Origin of the sequence: Algoriphagus locisalis (assembly GCF_900116615.1) — a bacterium.
Lineage (GTDB): Bacteria > Bacteroidota > Bacteroidia > Cytophagales > Cyclobacteriaceae > Algoriphagus > Algoriphagus locisalis.
Window position 1 is genome coordinate 631,526 of record NZ_FPBF01000001.1, and the last position, 17,083, is coordinate 648,608.

Annotated in this window: 17 protein-coding genes and 1 pseudogene; 14 read left to right on the forward strand and 4 right to left on the reverse strand. The window is 41.7% G+C overall.

The genetic code is table 11. The features are described from left to right. Positions 1–12 precede the first annotated feature (12 nt). The 4 genes from BM386_RS02765 to BM386_RS02780 all read left to right on the forward strand — a co-directional run bounded on the left by BM386_RS02765 (position 13) and on the right by BM386_RS02780 (position 3,230). A complete protein-coding gene (locus BM386_RS02765) occupies positions 13–609 on the forward strand; it encodes a methyltransferase domain-containing protein (protein ID WP_091691522.1) in 597 nt (198 codons plus the stop codon). Between the two features lie 134 nt (positions 610–743). Further along, positions 744–1,763 carry an aldo/keto reductase gene (locus BM386_RS02770; protein WP_091691523.1) on the forward strand — a complete coding sequence of 340 codons (1,020 nt, stop codon included), beginning with the start codon at positions 744–746 and terminating at the stop codon, positions 1,761–1,763. Between the two features lie 193 nt (positions 1,764–1,956). Continuing rightward, complete coding sequence (locus BM386_RS02775) at positions 1,957–2,823, forward strand: hypothetical protein (protein ID WP_091691524.1); 867 nt, start codon at positions 1,957–1,959, stop codon at positions 2,821–2,823. A gap of 5 nt (positions 2,824–2,828) precedes the next feature. Beyond that, a complete protein-coding gene (locus BM386_RS02780; protein WP_091691525.1) occupies positions 2,829–3,230 on the forward strand; it encodes a hypothetical protein in 402 nt (133 codons plus the stop codon). A 9-nt stretch (positions 3,231–3,239) separates the two neighbouring features. Here BM386_RS02780 and BM386_RS02785 read toward each other — a convergent pair whose 3' ends face one another. Both BM386_RS02785 and BM386_RS02790 read right to left on the reverse strand, forming a co-directional pair. After that, positions 3,240–3,854 carry a DUF4230 domain-containing protein gene (locus tag BM386_RS02785; RefSeq protein ID WP_091691526.1) on the reverse strand — a complete coding sequence of 205 codons (615 nt, stop codon included), beginning with the start codon at positions 3,852–3,854 and terminating at the stop codon, positions 3,240–3,242. 269 nt (positions 3,855–4,123) lie between these two features. Next, on the reverse strand, positions 4,124–6,817 hold the full coding sequence (locus tag BM386_RS02790; protein WP_091691527.1) for a DUF7133 domain-containing protein: 2,694 nt from the start codon (positions 6,815–6,817) through the stop codon (positions 4,124–4,126). A gap of 344 nt (positions 6,818–7,161) precedes the next feature. On the opposite strand from BM386_RS02790, the gene BM386_RS02795 reads away from it, so the two are divergent. Next, positions 7,162–7,380, forward strand: coding sequence for a hypothetical protein (locus BM386_RS02795; RefSeq protein ID WP_139235835.1), 219 nt, complete (start codon positions 7,162–7,164; stop codon positions 7,378–7,380). 130 nt (positions 7,381–7,510) lie between these two features. Beyond that, entirely contained in the window at positions 7,511–7,789 is a 279-nt protein-coding gene (locus tag BM386_RS02800; RefSeq protein ID WP_091691529.1) for a hypothetical protein, read from the forward strand. Between the two features lie 129 nt (positions 7,790–7,918). Here the strand turns inward: BM386_RS02800 and BM386_RS02805 are convergent, their stop codons facing one another. Continuing rightward, positions 7,919–8,428, reverse strand: coding sequence for a DinB family protein (locus BM386_RS02805; RefSeq protein ID WP_425285301.1), 510 nt, complete (start codon positions 8,426–8,428; stop codon positions 7,919–7,921). 253 nt (positions 8,429–8,681) lie between these two features. Here BM386_RS02805 and BM386_RS02810 point away from each other — a divergent pair, with 253 nt between their 5' ends. From BM386_RS02810 to BM386_RS02820, 3 genes are all read left to right on the forward strand, one after another. After that, a complete protein-coding gene (locus tag BM386_RS02810) occupies positions 8,682–9,026 on the forward strand; it encodes a PadR family transcriptional regulator (protein WP_091691530.1) in 345 nt (114 codons plus the stop codon). A gap of 3 nt (positions 9,027–9,029) precedes the next feature. Beyond that, positions 9,030–11,654 (forward strand): ABC transporter permease, encoded by a 2,625-nt coding sequence (locus BM386_RS02815; RefSeq protein WP_091691531.1) that lies wholly within the window; start codon positions 9,030–9,032, stop codon positions 11,652–11,654. 458 nt (positions 11,655–12,112) lie between these two features. Continuing rightward, complete coding sequence (locus tag BM386_RS02820) at positions 12,113–13,147, forward strand: LLM class flavin-dependent oxidoreductase (protein ID WP_091691532.1); 1,035 nt, start codon at positions 12,113–12,115, stop codon at positions 13,145–13,147. A gap of 184 nt (positions 13,148–13,331) precedes the next feature. On the opposite strand, the gene BM386_RS02825 is transcribed toward BM386_RS02820, so the two are convergent. Beyond that, positions 13,332–13,991: a hypothetical protein gene (locus BM386_RS02825; RefSeq protein ID WP_091691533.1), complete on the reverse strand. Its 660-nt coding sequence runs from the start codon at positions 13,989–13,991 to the stop codon at positions 13,332–13,334. 210 nt (positions 13,992–14,201) lie between these two features. Between BM386_RS02825 and tnpA the strand changes: the two are divergent. From tnpA to BM386_RS02850, 5 genes and pseudogenes are all read left to right on the forward strand, one after another. Continuing rightward, positions 14,202–14,499 (forward strand): annotated as a pseudogene (tnpA, locus tag BM386_RS23880) (IS200/IS605 family transposase); the annotation flags it as partial. Positions 14,500–14,521: 22 nt separating this feature from the next. Further along, positions 14,522–14,725 carry a hypothetical protein gene (locus BM386_RS23885; protein WP_244545463.1) on the forward strand — a complete coding sequence of 68 codons (204 nt, stop codon included), beginning with the start codon at positions 14,522–14,524 and terminating at the stop codon, positions 14,723–14,725. 137 nt (positions 14,726–14,862) lie between these two features. Then, a complete protein-coding gene (locus tag BM386_RS02840; protein ID WP_091691534.1) occupies positions 14,863–15,693 on the forward strand; it encodes an alpha/beta fold hydrolase in 831 nt (276 codons plus the stop codon). 113 nt (positions 15,694–15,806) lie between these two features. Continuing rightward, a complete protein-coding gene (locus BM386_RS02845) occupies positions 15,807–16,064 on the forward strand; it encodes a hypothetical protein (RefSeq protein ID WP_211482880.1) in 258 nt (85 codons plus the stop codon). A 192-nt stretch (positions 16,065–16,256) separates the two neighbouring features. Further along, on the forward strand, positions 16,257–17,066 hold the full coding sequence (locus tag BM386_RS02850; protein ID WP_091691536.1) for a PhzF family phenazine biosynthesis protein: 810 nt from the start codon (positions 16,257–16,259) through the stop codon (positions 17,064–17,066). Positions 17,067–17,083: the final 17 nt, after the last annotated feature.

Below are 17,083 nucleotides of genomic sequence, written 5' to 3' on the forward strand. Positions count from 1 at the left end.
AGCCATACTAAAATGAGTTTTGTCGTCTCTCTTGATGCCTTAAAATTAACGGATGAAGCTATCAATGTGCTGTATCCCATAAAGATGCAGAAGCTGTCCGACACACACTGGACTCCTGTTGATATTTCGAAAAAGGCTATTAAGTTTTTGTCTGAGGATGGGAGAAAATCGGTTCTGGACTTGGGTTCAGGTTCCGGAAAATTTTGTCTAGTAGCAGCATTAACTTCAAGAGCTAACATAGTAGGAGTGGAGCAGCGGGAAAATTTGGTTCAGCTTTCTCGGAAAATATCCAAGAGCTTAGCTATTGAAAACCTACAATTCATCCATGCAGATTTAATTGATTTGGATTTTAGTGTGTATGATTCCTTCTTTTTTTTCAATGCTTTTGAAGAGTTGGTAAATCCAAAAGATAAGCTGGATAGGCAGCAGGAATTGGATGAAGTAGCACATCAAAAATACATTCAATTAATAAGGCAAAAGTTTGAATCGACACCAGTTCGTGTCAGAATCGTTACCTATTGCGGTGAATGTGAAGAGATTCCATCAAGCTTCAGATTAGTGAAATCTGAGAATAAAGGGAGATTGAAGTATTGGGAAAAGAGTATTTAGTCTAATTGTTTATAGAGCTATTTGATACCAAAAGTTGTGCGATTTTCTTGTTCCTTAGGTTTCAAAGAAACTGTTTTTACCTGACTCCTGTTGATTTACAGTAACCCTTTTTTTAAGCACAAAACAACAACACTATGAAGTACAATACTGTCGGGAATACCGGCTTATTGGTATCCGAACTATGCTTCGGAACCATGACTTTTGGAGGACAGCAAGAAGATATGTGGGCCAAAATCGGCAAGCTTCAGCAAAAGGAAGTGAATGAAATGCTAGCTGCTGTGGTCGAATCAGGAATCAATTTTATCGATACTGCCAATGTTTATTCCTTTGGACAATCCGAGGAACTTTTGGGACAAGGCTTATTGGATCTGGCTGTACCTAGAGATGAAATCGTTATTGCGACCAAGCTTTTGGCTAAGATGAAAGACAAGCCAAACGCAGCTGGTCTTTCCCGGTACAACATCTTTAACTCGGTAGAAGCAAGTTTGAAAAGGCTCCAGATGGATTACGTGGACATTCTTTATGTGCATGGAGTTGATCCTTTGACTTCGCTTGAAGAAGTAGTCCGTTCTCTCAATGATATCGTGGAATCCGGCAAAGTTAGATACATCGCCATCTGTAACTGGCCAGCTTGGATGGTCGCCAAAGCACAGGCGATTGCACATTATCGGGGTTGGCATAAATTTATGGGCTTGCAGTACTATTATTCCGCAGTCAGCCGGGATATAGAGCATGAGTTGGTGCCAATGGCAGTCGATCATGATATCGCTATTTTCCCTTGGAGCCCGCTCGCAGGAGGATTCTTAACAGGTAAGTTTACCAGAGAAGGTGCAGATGCTGACTCCAGAAGAGCTAGCTTTGATTTCCCTCCAATTGATAAGGAAAAGGCGTATGATTTAGTAGATGTCATGGCGGACTTGGCCAAAATTCATGATGCGAGTATAGCTCAAGTAGCTTTAGCTTGGGTTAGGCAACAGAAAGGAATTACCAGTACAATCATCGGAGCTAAAACTTTGGATCAATTGAAAGCCAATGTGGACTCCACCAAACTGCTTTTGACGGAGGATGACTTAAGAAAAATAGATAAGGTAAGCCCATTGCCCATGCAATACCCAGGTTGGATGGTTGAGAGACAGGCGAATTATAGAAAGTAAGTAAAATTGATTTTTCCCAGATCTGGCTATTCTCTATGAGAGAAATAGCCAGATCTTTTTTTTGTACCAAGTAATGAGAATTACAGTGATGGATTTACTGATTCTTCTTACTATCTTATTGATGTTAAATGCTATGTGTGTTTTTGATTGCACGCCATAGTCAATTCCATCATCCATTTTTAAATAATAAGGAATGAGAACTGCTCTATTGGGAAAAATGCCGCCTTTGGTGTTAGTAACTTTTACCTTATTTCTTTTTAGCTGTGTCAATCTCAAATCCGTTGGTGAATTTTCTGTTACTTCAACGGAAAGCCTCAAAAATTTCGAAAAGATTGACTATTCATTTTTGCAGCACTGCCTGGACAGATGTACGGATGAGGCAATCAGAAAATATGAGATAAAGCGGGCTCAGGAATGCTCCTGCGAACTTTATCAGGAAGCCGACAGCGTGACGCAGGTTATTTACAATACCATTGAAGGCTATTTTGAGGGATTGGGTCATTTGTCTCAAAATGAGTTGACCACTTACAGCAGCGATGCGGTAGTAAATGCTTTGACTGCTGAGGAATTTGGTCCGGTACAGATCGATAGTCGATTTGCAACTGCTTTTTCCAGTCTTTCCAATACCTTACTGCGAGCTACCACAGATTCCTATAGGCGAAAGAAAACAGCTCAGTACATAGAAGAGGCGAATGAATCTATGCAGGTGCTTTTGGAGAAATTCGAAGTGATCATCAGTACCAACTTGAAGGGAGAATTGAGATTTAAGCGGGAAAGATTGTACGCCTATTACATGGATATGAAAATGAATCAAACGGTACTTTCTGAATATGAAAAAGGGCAAGCTGCTACTGACTATTATCAGGCGTTGGAGGCTATTCAGCGAAAGGAGCTGGAATTGGAGGTATTCGGTGAAAGCTTGGCGGAAATAGCTAAGGGACATCAAGTGCTCTATGACAACAGAAATAAGCTTTCCGTGAAAAACCTTCAAGAATTACTTCAGGAATATTCCAGCCATGTGAAGGAACTGGTATCTGAATTCAATAAACTTAATAACTAAAACCTATGGCAAATCTGACTTCTGATCAAGCGAAGCAACTTTCAGACAACTTCTATTACTTGGGGATGGCTATTGGTGATTTTAGGTATGAAAACTGGGAAAGGCTTTCACTTGATGAAAATAAAGAGTTGAGCGAAACCCAGAATATGCTGCTTCAGACAGGGGAGGATATCCTGGCATTTTCCACTACGCTGATCATGGATGAAGTGACTGAATCCCTTCAGAAAATCAATTCCATTTCAGCTGATATTCAGGGGACTATTAAGACACTGCGGAATATTCAAAAGGGGTTGAATATTGCCGCGGCATTATTGATTTTGGGAGTGGCAATCACCAATAGAGATACCAAAGGAATCGGAGACTCTATCAAGAATGTCTATGAAACATGGAGTTCTCCACAGCTCTAGTCAGTAAAATCACCTTGTGGAACCGATTAATTGCTCCTCGTTTTCTATTACTTTCTCATTATAGACCAGTGTCCATTCCAGGGATTTGGTGAGGATAAAAATATTTAGCAATTCGCTCATTAATCTATCCTGAGCGTCATCTTTCAGCCCAGATTCATCGATTTTCTTGCGAAACTGATCTGTGATGCTACTTTTGATTTTATTGTAATCTTTGCCTTCAAACTGGTTTAGAAAATCCTGGGATACATCGTAATAGTCAAACTCAGGATATACATTGACTACAGGATCTGGAATTTTCACTATCCTGACGGTCCTGTTTTCCGGGTCAATTTCAGTCTCCATTTGCCGCAAATCATATTCTACCGTAGCTTTTGCCTTCGCTACGATTAATGCTTTTTTATCTGCAGAGACTAGGTTGAGAAAAAGCTTCTGGGAATTTTTATAGGTGAAAACCTGAGAATAATAGGCTTCAGTCACGATGAGCTTTCCCACCTGCTGAATCTGCTGCTGTATCATGGATGAGTTGGCTTGAAGTTCGGCTTCTTCGTTTTTATTGTTGATAAAAAGCCAGATACCACCAAGAAGTAGCAGTGCCGCGAAAAATCCGATTACAAATCTGTTCATAAGAATTATCTAAAGGGCTGGGTTAAAAGTACGTGAATTGATTAGAAAGGATATCATTAACCGGATTTTAACGAGCGGTTAAAAATGAAAATTAAATTTAGGTATGGAATAATTCATTTCATTTTACCCAATAAAAAAGCGATGGAAAAACCCCATCGCTTAAACTGTTTTTCTATGGTCATATGGAATCTTTGACGATTAAAATAATCATTGCCCTGTGAGTTTTAATGATGATTTTAATCGTGTCGATTTCATGCCTATTTATCAAATCATCTCGCATAAAGCGTAAGTGACTTCATCGCCCAAGGTTGCTCACCTTGCTCTGAACTTTCAATTTTCAGGAATCTTGCATTTCCTTCTGCTTTCCACTGAATTGTATTGGCACCGGGATTGCCAGATGCTTCAGCCACTTTGGTCCAGGATTTACCATCAGACGAAGTAGATACCGAATAGGCTATTGGAAACTCTTTACCTCCTGCATCAAACTGAACTTCAGTGATATGTTGAGCAGTTGGAAGTTCAACCTGGAACCACATTCCAGGCTCTTGAGCACCATCTGTTTTCCAACCTTTATAGCTAAAAGCATAAGATGGATCCTTGGTAGAACCTACACCCTGCAAAGCAGTGCTACTCGCTGTGATTTTCCAGTTATCCTGAAGGGTAAGTGATTTAGGTATTTCTCCCACCAGTTCATCAAACTCGTAAGTTCCCTGTTTTCCTTCCGTTTCTTTTCTTATTTGCGCCACATATTCAGGACTCACAAAGCTCCCTGAATTCCCAAAATCATTTCGGATGTAAGAAACTACTGAGGCGATGTACTCATCGTCATTGCTATCCATAGCAATCATTACACCCTCGTATTCTTTTCCATCCAGAGCACCATTCAAGCCATGAAGCAAGGTTTTAACAGCATATTCCGGATGTCCCATTAGTCTTTGGGAACCGGAGAAAGCTGGGGCAATCAACTCACCACCACCGGTAGGAGTGCCCAGTCCTTTGGGACCATGACAGGTAGCACAGTAGCTATCGAAGATTGTTCTTCCTTTATTGAAAAGTGCCAGTTGCTCAGGCTCGAACTTCGTAGCGGCCATTTCCTTTTCTTTTGCTATACGTTCCAACAGTTGCGTCCCGACTACCTGAATTCCTTCAGATTGATTCTCTGCTAAAGTTGATTTAATCAATTCCTCATATTGATCGATTTTAAGAACATTTGCGCTTAGTAAGGCTTGTAAAGCAACGTCCTTGGAGGAATCCTTGATCATCTCTCGGTAGTCAGCCGCCAAGCTCTTCTCTCCATATTTGTAAAGACTTTCGCTGGCACGAAGCGCCTGAATTCTCATCTGAGGACTCTTATCCTTCATCAGGGTTTTTACCAAGTCTAGTTTAAGAGCATTAAGACCTTCCAGTGTCCAAAGTGCATGAATTCTCGCCAATTCATTTTCAGAAGTGGTTACCAATTTTTCCAAATCACCAGCAACTGATTTATCCTGATTCAAAACTATCAGCTGCTGAGCCTTGTCTCTCCACCAGCCATTTGGATTACTCAGATGCCGGACTAACTCTGCTGAGGTTTCTTCCAGCATTCTTGGCTTTTCCTTATTTCTTTCCATACCCTCGTAGGTCAGGCGCCAGATTCGACCGTTCCCGGCAATATCATCCATTTGGTATTGTTGGATTTTAGTACGCAAGTAGCTTCCATCCTGAGTCCAGTTTCCCTGCTGTATTATCCCTCTATACATATCCACGATATACATGGTGCCATCAGGAGCAGTTGCGATATCTACAGGGCGGAAGAGTGGATCTGTAGATTGGATAAACTCTGATTGAGCTTCTCTGTATGGATTTTGGATGTAGGATAGTCCTTCTATTTTTTCAGTATTTACCTGACGGACTATTCGGCCTACAGGCTCACCATAGAAGTATTTGTTTTGAAGTTCCTGTGGAAGTCTATCTCCACGGAACACATCATTTCCAGCTGATCCTGTAACATTGTTAAGAGAGCCATCAGGTTTTGTTTCTCTCATTCCAGGTTGAAAATCTGCTAATTTCACCAAGCTGAAAGGCTCTCTGAAACCGTCTTTATACTGACCTTTTACTCCGAAATTGCCATAGACAAGCGGAAACTGGAAGCTTTGAGGAACTCCACCAGCACCATCTTGGAACCAAGTCTGTCCATAATTATCCTGAGTTACTCCCCATTGTCCCCAGGGGTTTCCTGCCGGTTCCTGGATGACTCCATCTGGAGTCCAGCGGATTCTCCGGGAATTGTAGGTGCTATACATCCAGTTGTCCAAAGTCCAAGTCAGGAAACTGGTCTGATGCTCTACGTTACCGGATCTACCCAACCCAGAGGCAAAAAGCTCTTTTTTATCAGCCTTTCCATCCCCATCCGTATCTGTGTATTTGTAAACGTTATCCTCGTTGGACTCCATGGATAAAATGGTGTTTTTACCAAACGGAACCACATATCTAGGAAATACCAGGCTGTCTAAAAAGATGACGCTATTATCATAAACACCATCATTGTCTGTGTCTTCCCATCTGGAGATACGAGAAGTAGGCATCAGCTCCCCGGTAGCGTCTATGTCCTGCATGTAGGTTCTCAGTTCTAGCACATACATTCGTCCATTTCCATCAAACTGAATCGCCGCAGGCTCCCTGATTTGAGGTTCGGAGAGAATTGGTTCTAATTTATATCCAGGCTGAAGCACGAAACTCTTCAATTGTTCATTTGCGGAAACTGGGATTACTGGGGGCTGAGGTGATAGATCAGTGCCTTTCCAAACAGGTGATTCCATGTCTGCATCTTCAGGAATGCTGATAGCAGGGTAGGGTTGTTCTAATCGCTTTGGATCCATGGAATCCGCAGGTGATACATCAAAAGGTGATTTCTCTGGAGTACAGCTTGCGAAAATTGCCAGCGAAACTGCGCAGGTTAGAATGAGGTTATTGGGAATTCTCATTAGAGGAATATGAATAGGTTTATTGTTAAAATACTTCTGTGGATGAAGAGATTGCAAAATATGAGATTCTCGGGGAATAGGGAGTACCGAAGAAAAAAATGTATCATTAGACTTGAGTGAAAATCAAGATTACCTGATAGATCAATAAGAATTATTCATTTTCAAGCATTCCTTTCCATTTTTCACAAGTCCCCAATTTGGGGTGTATCCTTCCTTTATTTTTCCTTTTTGATCAGAAAAGAAAGCCAAAATACGCCCTGAGGTAGTGGAGAGCATCTAGCATGTAATTTGAAACTATAAATAAAATGAGTGATACTATCATGAAAAATGCAAACCATAAAACAATGTATAGCTTAAAGAAAATCACAGCATATTCAGAGGGGTTGACATCTCTCGTGGCAGGTACTTATGTCTTATCTCTGGCGCTATCCAAACGAAACCCAGCGCTAAAGGTCGCACTTGGTATAGCTGGTGCTTACTTGATTTTAAGAAGTGGTGGCAAGCTTCATGCAGGTTCTTTTTCATTTGATGAAAATGTTGTCGTCGTAGATTCAGAAGTATAATCAATTGGCCATAGTCAAGGATCCAAGCTTAGCTAAAATTGGCGTGATGCCTATTAACCGACACAGGATTGGATTTTCAAGTGCTAGATAATTAGTATATTAAGTGTAAATGAACTTAAAATAACGAACCATGGATAAATTAGAAAAAGTAGAATTGATGGATAAAATCCTGAGGGAATTTGACGATTTGAAGAACAGTCAAACTTCTGTTTTGAAGAAAATATCCAAGATAGAAGCCGACAATATTAATTTGGGCGTGGGACTGCTCGAAAAGAAGCTTCCGGATATGTGGCAGAATGTAGATGCCAATCTTGAATTGGTGACAGCATTGGAAGAGGAGTTTCAGGCCTACAGAGATAAATTTTATGATGATAATAATATTAAGGCTTTGCAAGATACGGCTGAATAACCTCTGAACGGTTTAAGATATGTATCAACAAAAAATCCCTGCTCTCAGCAGGGATTTTTTGTATTTAAGTAGATGTACTTGAGTGGTTTATTTGCTGCAAACGACTCATTTATATAGTTTCAACTAGCGCTATTTTTGTAATACTTTCACTGTTACTAGCAACTGCCCGAAATGCCTCTGCATGTGTTCTGCGGCATGAAATAGAAGTCCGCCGACTGTGGATGGTAGCTCAGCTCTGCCCACACTTCTATAGTCTGTTATAGTCGCAGGGTCAGTCTGTGAAAGCAGTTGGAGAAACATTTGAATCTGGTTATCCAGCACTTTTACCAATTGCTCAGTTGTCAATTCTTCACTTTTTACTCCTTCAGCCTTCAGGTAAGCAAACTGCTCAGTACTCAATTTCTTTGCATTCGCATAGCTTGCCATTCGATCCAACACTCCTGCAATATGCTGTAAATGAAAAGCAGGAGAGGCCATGCCTGCCGGCTTTTCCCAGAGCATCTGGGAAGGGAAATCTTTCATGAGCAGATGGATTTCTTCCTGAGCTTGCAGGATAGCATGTGCGATTGGCTGTAGTTCTGAAGGGTAATCGGGTAGGGGACCTCTCAGCCAGACTTCGGGGATATTTTTCATCTTCATAAATTTAGGATGGTTTAATCCTCAGTCAAATTTCATTGGTATCAATTCTTACGTTTTAAATAGAAAAGTCCACCTCCGACCAAAACTGTCCTTTTTCGGACTGTAATCATTCTTTGACCATGCTTCAATGGTCATGAAGGGGCCTTAAAATTCTGGCATGAATATTAATCCTACATTTAGATAATATACTTATCCGCGTATTTAACGCTTTTAAATAGTCCGTCAAGCGGATTTTCAAGATTAATGTTTTCTAATGAAGAACTTTCAATTAGGTGAGTTTGAAGAAATAGTAATTCTCACCGTAGGCATTCTGAATAATTTAGCCTATAGCGTTGCTATCAAGGATGAGATCGAGTCTCGATTAAAGCGAACTGTCAGTATGGGAGCCTTGCACACGGCATTGAATAGGATGGAGGACAAGGGCTACCTGAAATCATTTTCTGGTGAAGCAACAGAAGAACGAGCTGGCCGGCCTAGGCGCTACTTCGAGATCACAGCGTTAGGGAAGAAAGCGATTCAATATGCTAAAGACACCCGCGATGAACTCTGGGCTGCCATACCAGAAACTATATGGCAGTCGAATCTAGCTGGAATTTAAGCTATGAATCAGCGTCATCCCACACCGCCCAAGCTTTTTCTCCGCTTCTTCCGATGGTTTTGCCATCCTGGGATGCTGGATTACATAGAAGGCGACCTCATAGAAGTTTATGAGAGAAACTTTAAAACTTTTGGGAAGCGAAAGGCGGACTGGAGATTCATCAAAGATGTACTCTTGCTTTTCCGTCCGGGCATCATCCGCCCAAGAAAACCTTATCAGAACTTAACCCCCTATGGCATGTATAAAAGTTACTTTAAAATCGGCTGGAGAACCCTTCTGAGAAATAAGGAATATACCCTGATCAATATTGCCGGGTTGGCACTCAGCATCACCTGTTGCATTTTGATTTTTGTGCTGGTGAAGCACCATACAGGTTTTGATGATTTCCATCAAGATAAGGATCGCATTTACAGGGTCGTTACGGAGCAACATCGGGAATCTGTTTCCTATGTCAATAGTGTGCCTTCTCCTCTGGGGATGGTACTCAGAGAGAATCATACCTATGGTGAAAAAGTCGCCCGGATGTTTCATGAAGCCAATACAGTGATTTCTTTTGAGCGAAACGGAGAAAAGCAGTTGATCAAGGAACCCCAAGGTTTTGCATTTACCGAGCCTGAATTTTTTGATATTTTCAATTTCCCACTTTCAAAAGGGAATATGAAAACGGCTCTGAAAGAGCCGAATACAGCCATTATTACCGAGAGATTGGCAAAGAAGTATTTTGGTGAGCAAAACCCCATCGGTCAGGTCATTACTTATGATAATTTTCTACCCTTCACCATTACAGGAGTTTTGGAAGATTTGCCTCCCAATACAGATATCAGTCCAGAGATTTTTGTTTCCTATAGCAGTATGAAAGATTTTAACCCTTGGCTGGCAAGTGATGATGCCTGGGGAGGAATTACAGGAGGAATGTATTGTTTTACAAAACTCCGTTCTGGTGTGAGTCCAGCAGAAGTGGAGGAAGCTTTACAGCCTTATGTGAAGCTACACAGACCCGAAAGTAAGAATGTACATCACTACAAACTTCAGGCGCTTTCAGATGTACATTTCGATGGTAGATATGGGGGAGCTATGGATAAGTCTGATATCGGAATTCTTATCGCAATTGGAATCTTTTTACTGCTTACCGCTTGTGTGAATTTTGTAAATCTGGCTACTGCCCAGGCATTGAAAAGATCCAAAGAGGTGGGCGTACGGAAAGTATTGGGAAGTTTCCGCAGCCAACTTTTCTGGCAGTTTATTTTCGAAACAGCCATTATCGCGATCGTCAGTATTCTGATCGCATTGGTTGCAGCCTTTGCACTGGTGCCTTATGTAAATGACTTCTTCAGCACCCAGATACCTGTAAATTTCTTGACTGATGGTACTTTGGTCTTATTTATCATTGGTTTGGATATCCTCATCACACTTTTGGCAGGATGCTATCCGGCTTTTATTTTGACTGGCTTCAAACCTGTCGCTGCCCTCAAAGGGAAGCTTTCCATGCAACAGTTGGGTGGGTTCAATACCCGACGTTCCCTGATCGTCATGCAGTTTGCCATTTCCCAGGTGTTGATCATAGGAGTGATTGTGATCATGAACCAAATGCGCTTTGCGAGGGAGGCAGAACTTGGCTTTGACAAGGAATCCATAGTGATGGTAAGAATGGGAAGTGATTCATTAAACACCATGCAAACACTTAAAAATGAGTTTTTACGTGTGCCCGGAATTGAGAAAGTATCGCTTTGCTTTGCTGCTCCGGCATCGGCTGGTTCTTGGAACAACTCCATCCGCTTTGGCACTGATACTGAAGAGGTAAGCTTTCGAACCAATATGAAGTTGGCAGATGCAGATTATCTTTCCACATTTGACCTGGAACTGGTAGCAGGAAGGAATCTAACGCCTTCAGATACAGTGAGGGAAGTGGTAGTCAATGAAGCTTTGCTACAGAATCTTGGATTCACTTCCTACGAAGATGCTTTGGGGGAAATGATCTATGCCAATGGAGGAGAAATGACAGGCCCTATTGTAGGTGTGGTTGAGAATTTTCATGACAGGTCATTTCATGAAGGCATTTCAGCAGCATTGATTACCACGGCGAGTAATATGTACTTTAATTATGCAATAAAGATCAATGGGAATTCAGTAAAGGCAACTTTAGCAGAGATAGAAACACTTTGGGAAGAGCAATACCCAGACAAGATGTTTGAATATGAATTTGTAGATGAAAGCATTGCTCAGTTTTATGAAGCAGAAGACACCTTGTTGAAAGGGATTCAGTTCTTTTCCTTTATTGCCATTTTCATCGGTTGCTTAGGGCTTTATGGTCTGATTTCCTTTATGATTTCCCAAAAGACCAAGGAAGTAGGGATTCGCAAAGTAATGGGAGGAGGCGTAACACATATCATCTGGCTATTCGGTCAGGAGTTTGTTCGCTTGATTATCATAGCATTTCTGATCGCCGCTCCGATAGGTTGGTGGTTTATGAATCAGTGGCTCCAGGATTTCGAATTCAAAATTACCTTGGATGCATGGACCTTTGCCATGGCAATAGGGAGTTCAATAATAATTACTGCATTGACAGTTGGATATCAGGTGTTTAAGGTTGCCTATTTAAATCCAGTGATAAGTCTAAAAACGGAATAGTAAATGGTCAATGATCAATTAAAATGGACCAATTGATGATATATAAAATGTAGGGGCTTCATAGCTCTCGTCTCCATCTTGCTGGCACCGGCGTTTTGCTTCCAAAAAATGATCTTGGGCCAACACTGTTGAATTAATTCATTCTAAGCCCAGGGTTGCGTCGTGCCTCCTTACCCTGGGCTGGAATATTGCCGCTCTTTCAGGGCTTTGAACCCAGAATTGAAGCCTAAAATGCTTTAATCCCTCTGGGTTTTTCAATTTTATAAACCCCAAAACACAATCCCTACCTCAAACCAGCTGCGACTGATCACTGTGACTGATCACTGCAACCGACAACCTCCAACTTCCCAACTTCCCAACCTCCAGCTTCCCATCCTCCAACCTTCAACAAATCTTCCCCTCCCCAAACTTTTTACCCCCAATCTCCTGTTGTCCCTTTAAATTTTAGCCGAAATAACATGGAATTAGGAATCAGTACTTTTGCCGAGCTCACACCAGATCCAAAGACAGGAAAGACACTTTCTCCCGCACAACGCATGAAAAACCTGATGGAGGAAATCCAGCTTTCCGATCAGATTGGATTAGATGTCTATGCAATAGGGGAGCATCACCGACCGGATTTTGTGGTTTCCTCACCAGCTACCGTTTTGGCAGCAGCGGCTGTCACTACCAAAAACATCAAACTTTCCTCTGCCGTAACGGTCTTAGGTTCCGAAGATCCCGTTCGTGTTTTCCAGCAATTCGCCCATGTGGATTTGCTGTCCGAAGGACGTGCCGAGATCATGGCAGGGCGAGGATCATTTATAGAATCATTTCCTCTTTTTGGTCAGGACCTGAATGATTACGATGTCATCTTTGCTGAGAAACTTGATTTGCTTTTGCAACTCAACAAATCTGAACAGATATCTTGGAGAGGGAAATACCGCCCTTCCATCGCAAATAGGGGAGTTTACCCAAGACCTTTCCAATCAGAGATTCCAGTTTGGCTGGCAGTAGGTGGTACTCCGCAGTCTGTGATTCGTGCAGCAGAAAAAGGTTTGCCGTTGGCACTGGCTATAATCGGTGGTAGCCCGGATCGGTTTACTTATTTCACCGATTTGTACAGGCAGACTTGGGCTAAAGCTGGAAGAAACCATGAAGACATACAGATAGCGGTTCACTCACATGGTTTTATTGGGACAGATTCCCAGCAAGCTGCGGATGACTTTTACGGTCCCTATTCCTTTGTGATGACACAATTAGGAAAAGAAAGAGGGTGGCCACCGATGAACAGAGGTCAATTCGGAGCCATGCGATCCAAAGAAGGTTCTCTGGTTTTGGGAGATCCGCAAGAGGTGATCGACAAGATTCTCATGCAACAAGAAATGATGGGTTTGACTCGCTACCTGCTTCACCTCAGTGTAGGGACCATGCCACATGACAAGTTGATGAAGGCTATAGAACTCTATGGGGATGTAGTTGCTCCGGCCGTCAGGAAAGCCCTTGGTAAATAGGAGTCCTGTCTTGGAGTAGTTCTGCAATTAATGTAGTAAACTATTAATTGTAGAACGTTTCAACCAAGACAGGACTCCCGAAACTACAAAGCAGTCTCTACCCTCACATTCACTCAGGACAATCGAAGTATTCATCAAGTAAACCTTAAAATATGGTTTCTTGAATCCATCGGTATCCTTGAAATCAATTTAGAACCTCAGCTCCATCAGGAATTGTATTTTCAATGCGGAACTGACCATTGGTGACTTTCACTTCCTTTCCTTCGGGAGTCTTGAATGTGCCGGCAAACTGCCCTTCCACAACGCCGATAAATTGAGAGACAGTTTGACCGAAGAGTCGATAAGATGTTTGCTTTCCTTCCAGAGTCCTGATCTTCACTTTACAGAATGAACCCGGGATTTTTCTGTCCTCGTTGAAGCCATATTCGTGAGAAGAATAAGCATAGTATTTCTCCCCGTCTTTTTTGACAAAAGCGACCATAAAGAGATCATTTCCCAAGGTTCCCTGACCCTGACCTAGGTTGTGGCCTGTCTCATAGTTTCCTGCTTCCAGTGGAATCCAACTAATTCCTCCAAATAAAAAGTCATTTCCCCGGGAGAAATTGACAATTAGGGCGCGATTGCTTTCCAGTGAGTTCAAAGTTTCTGCCACATCACTCACCGTCACGCCATCAATATCCATGGTATAGCCCTGTTTTACATCCGAATACGTGTAATCAAAATCCAATTCTGTATCGGGATCGGATGGATCATCTGGATCTATATCCCCACTTTCAGTACAAGAAAAGGAAATTGATATAAAGAAAATGAGCTGAAAAATGCCAGTTTGGTAGCGCTTGTTCATAATTGTTTGATTTAGTTTTAATTATGGAGTAAAGTAACTAGTTACGGCATTGCAGATGAATACGGCATATGGCCTATTCTTTATTGGGGTTAGGTTTGCTGAGCTTTACCTAGGAGAGGGCTAATTCTAACCTATTCTCTCTAGTGCATTATGAGATTTAAGGACACTGATTTCATCCTGACGTAAAAATACTTTTGATTAAGCTATAGGTTGCATAGACTTACGGTTCATATAGTTTGGTGCGCAAAGTATAGATCTTCAGTTCTCAAGTGGGATGTTAAAATGCGATGTCGCACCCTATTGATCTAGATTTGTGAATCGGAAGACGTTAGAATCCTAAAAGAGGGTGTGTCAAAAGACCATATATATATATATATATATATATATATATATATATATGCATCTGGAATATCGACCGTGACATAGTCTGAGTAGTCTAGTGAAAAGACTGAAAGGAAGGAGTTCACGTAAGCTCCAGCAGGAATTTCCTGAATTGAAGAAAAGATATGAACTGCGGTCAATTCGAAGCCATGCGATCCAAAGAAGGTTCTCTGGTTTTGGGAGATCCGCAAGAGGTGATCGACAAAATTCTCATGCAACAAGAAATGATGGGCTTGACCCGTTACCTGCTTCACCTCAGCGTAGGGACCATGCCACGAGACAAGTTGATGAAGGCTATAGAACTCTATGGTGATGTAGTTGCTCCGGTCGTCAGGAAAGCCCTTGGTAAATAGGGAATTATCTGCCCGAAAAGGGTAGAGGTTCTGCTTGAATTATTTGCTAATTACCTTCTCCTGTCCTGTAAACCAACTTATTTTGGGTGGCACCGCATTTGGAGCTATTAAGAGTATAACCTTAAAACGTACTTGCTATGCCATTTTTAAAACACGAAATCGGAAACGAAAAAGTAAGAATCTTCTACCAGGATTATGGAAAAGGAGATCCTGTGATATTAATTCATGGTTGGCCCCTAAGTCATCAGGCCTGGGAAGGACAAGTTGCAACTTTGGTAGATGCCGGCTATCGGGTTATTGCATATGATAGAAGGGGATTTGGGAAATCATCCCAGCCGCTAGGTGATTACGACTATGATGCATTGACAGTAGATCTCCGGGAACTGATCCTAGAACTCGAGTTGACGAATGTGACGCTGGTAGGCTTCAGTATGGGAGGGGGAGAGGTAGTTCGCTATTTCACGGATTACCAAGGAGATCGAGTGGTGAAAGCTGCGTTGATTGCTTCTATTATCCCTTTGGTAGCCCAAAAACCGGATAATCCTGATGGTGTTCCGCAGGAGAATCTGGATGGCATCATGGAAAATCTGAAAACCGATCGTATAGGATTTTTGAAGGGCTTTCATGAGAATTTCTACAATTTTCAAGAATTGAAAGACCGGGTATCACAGGCAAATCTGGACTATGATTTTTCTATAGCCAGTCATGCCTCACCGATTGCTACCACCAAAACAGCCAAAGCTTGGGCGACCACGGATTTCAGGTCTGAGTTGAAAAATGTAGATGTGCCGACTCTGATCGTGCATGGAGATGCAGATAACATAGTTCCTTTCCAGACTTCAGCTGCTCAGGCTTCAAAAGGTATTGCTGATAACGAATACCACCTGATCCCTGATGCTCCACATGGGTTAAACCTTACCCATAGGGATGAAGTAAATAAATTATTGCTGGCGTTCTTAAAGAAATAAGAGCGCTTTTAATAGAGTTGAGCCCGTCTGAATAGCCATTATTATTTGGACAGGCAACTTTTATTTATTTACACCCCAACTTCGCTAGTTTGACCTAAACCATCTGAATGATGATGAACAAGTTTCTATATAAAAACACAAGACTTTCGAATTTTCTTTTGGCTATCATTCTACTGATTCCAGGAATATCGTACGCCCAATATCAAGAGAATATTCCCAAACCCAGTGGACCTGTTGACCTATCGGAAACCAGTAATCAGGTTATCTTTATAGCCTTACCCTTACTTATCCTGATCCTATATTTAATTTTTAGGAAGAGAATCAAAAAGATAAAGAAGGATAAGAATGAAGGTATGAAAGTGGATAAGTAAATTTTGATGCAGAACATAAGCAATTTGTACTGTGGTTTATTAAGCTTGTGAGCTTTCAAAAGGTACTATCGCTACATTTCTTTGAAATCAACTATTATGTTGATGTAACTTTAGGACTGCCTACTTTTATTAAATTGCATGAGATTTTAACCCGACCACTTTTACTTTGGCAATACGCCAAAAATTAACCTCATGCAGATAAAAACCTATATCATTGACGCTTTCACCACCGAGCTTTTCAAAGGAAATCAAGCAGCTGTTTGCCTAATCCCCATTGAACTTTCTGAGTCACTTATGCAGTCTATAGCCAAGGAATTTGGCTTTTCGGAGACTGCCTTTGTGATCAGTAAGGATACCGGTGAGTTTGGTATCCGCTATTTTTCCCCGGTACAAGAAATACCACTTTGCGGTCATGCTACCATGGCTTCATCCAAGGCACTTTTCAATGAGTTTCCGGAACTTCACACTATTACTTTCCACACCAAACTGGCAGGTGATCTGACCGTGGTTCAGCGGAATGGGAAGATAGAAATGAGTTTTCCTCTACATCCCACAGAAGCTTGCGAGTATGATACTGAGATAAGTAAGACCTTGGGAATTACCGAAGTGAAGGATTCCAGGTACAATGCTTTTCACAATATGCTGCTACTGCAAATGGAAAGTAGCGAGGATTTGGAAAGGCTGCAGCCTGACTTTAGCAAACTCAAAACTATTGACACCGTGCTCAGCGGAGTGTTGGTGACAGCAGAATCATCACGGGCAGACTTTGATTACGAATACCGCTATTTCTTCCCTTGGTCTGGCGCAGATGAGGACCCAGTTACTGGGGGAGTTCAGAGCTTTTTAGCAAAATACTGGTCAGAGAAATTAGGCAAAAGTACGTTGAAAGCCTTTCAATGCTCTTCACGTACAGGAAGTATGGAGGTGGAGATCAAAGCAAATTCAGTAAGCATATTCAGTAATGCGGTAATATTTTCAAGTGGTGCGTTGCATTTGAATTAGGATGTTTATTTGTGCCA

Coding starts and splice junctions, on each gene's coding strand:
- BM386_RS02765 (WP_091691522.1), top strand. CDS start 13: ATGAGTTTTGTCGTCTCTCTTGATGCCTTAAAATTAACGGATGAAGCT.
- BM386_RS02770 (WP_091691523.1), top strand. CDS start 744: ATGAAGTACAATACTGTCGGGAATACCGGCTTATTGGTATCCGAACTA.
- BM386_RS02775 (WP_091691524.1), top strand. CDS start 1,957: ATGAGAACTGCTCTATTGGGAAAAATGCCGCCTTTGGTGTTAGTAACT.
- BM386_RS02780 (WP_091691525.1), top strand. CDS start 2,829: ATGGCAAATCTGACTTCTGATCAAGCGAAGCAACTTTCAGACAACTTC.
- BM386_RS02785 (WP_091691526.1), bottom strand. CDS start 3,854: ATGAACAGATTTGTAATCGGATTTTTCGCGGCACTGCTACTTCTTGGT.
- BM386_RS02790 (WP_091691527.1), bottom strand. CDS start 6,817: ATGAGAATTCCCAATAACCTCATTCTAACCTGCGCAGTTTCGCTGGCA.
- BM386_RS02795 (WP_139235835.1), top strand. CDS start 7,162: ATGTATAGCTTAAAGAAAATCACAGCATATTCAGAGGGGTTGACATCT.
- BM386_RS02800 (WP_091691529.1), top strand. CDS start 7,511: ATGGATAAATTAGAAAAAGTAGAATTGATGGATAAAATCCTGAGGGAA.
- BM386_RS02805 (WP_425285301.1), bottom strand. CDS start 8,428: ATGAAGATGAAAAATATCCCCGAAGTCTGGCTGAGAGGTCCCCTACCC.
- BM386_RS02810 (WP_091691530.1), top strand. CDS start 8,682: ATGAAGAACTTTCAATTAGGTGAGTTTGAAGAAATAGTAATTCTCACC.
- BM386_RS02815 (WP_091691531.1), top strand. CDS start 9,030: ATGAATCAGCGTCATCCCACACCGCCCAAGCTTTTTCTCCGCTTCTTC.
- BM386_RS02820 (WP_091691532.1), top strand. CDS start 12,113: ATGGAATTAGGAATCAGTACTTTTGCCGAGCTCACACCAGATCCAAAG.
- BM386_RS02825 (WP_091691533.1), bottom strand. CDS start 13,991: ATGAACAAGCGCTACCAAACTGGCATTTTTCAGCTCATTTTCTTTATA.
- BM386_RS23885 (WP_244545463.1), top strand. CDS start 14,522: ATGCGATCCAAAGAAGGTTCTCTGGTTTTGGGAGATCCGCAAGAGGTG.
- BM386_RS02840 (WP_091691534.1), top strand. CDS start 14,863: ATGCCATTTTTAAAACACGAAATCGGAAACGAAAAAGTAAGAATCTTC.
- BM386_RS02845 (WP_211482880.1), top strand. CDS start 15,807: ATGAACAAGTTTCTATATAAAAACACAAGACTTTCGAATTTTCTTTTG.
- BM386_RS02850 (WP_091691536.1), top strand. CDS start 16,257: ATGCAGATAAAAACCTATATCATTGACGCTTTCACCACCGAGCTTTTC.